Here is a 435-nt window from a genome sequence, read left to right as displayed (position 1 = left end):
ATATGGTCTGGGACGACGACCTCGGCGCACCCGCACTCGAGAACGTCACGATGAACAGTCCACCCGAACTCGCCCCGCCACCGGGCGTTACGGCATCCGATTGGATTTCGAGTTGGTGACGCACCCGATTTTGACACTATGATAGGACTCGAAAACTTCGTCACGCACACGCTCCACGGAATCCAGTACGGGTTCGTCTTGTTCCTCATCGCCTCGGGCCTGACCATCGTCCTCGGCATCCTCGACGTGTTAAACCTCGCACACGGCGAGTTGTTCGCGCTCGGTGCCTACGTCGGATTCTCCATCATCGGGTATTAGACTGGGCTCGTCGCCCCGCCCACGACGCTTTCGACACAGCTCGTGTTCCTCGGCATCGTGCTCCTCGGAGCAATCGCGACTGCGGCGGTGCTCGTTCCAGTTGGGGTGTTCCTCGAA

At 60.0% G+C, this 435-nt stretch carries 1 protein-coding gene; it reads left to right on the top strand.

Translation table 11 applies throughout. The annotated features are described in order from the left end of the window. Positions 1 to 138 precede the first annotated feature (138 nt). On the top strand, positions 139 to 318 hold the full coding sequence (locus tag C5C07_RS22065; RefSeq protein ID WP_233510506.1) for a hypothetical protein: 180 nt from the start codon (positions 139 to 141) through the stop codon (positions 316 to 318). Positions 319 to 435 lie beyond the last annotated feature (117 nt).

The organism is Haloferax sp. Atlit-4N, assembly GCF_003383025.1.
GTDB classification, from domain to species: Archaea; Halobacteriota; Halobacteria; order Halobacteriales; family Haloferacaceae; genus Haloferax; species Haloferax gibbonsii.
This window is presented reverse-complemented; position numbering and strand designations above follow the sequence as displayed.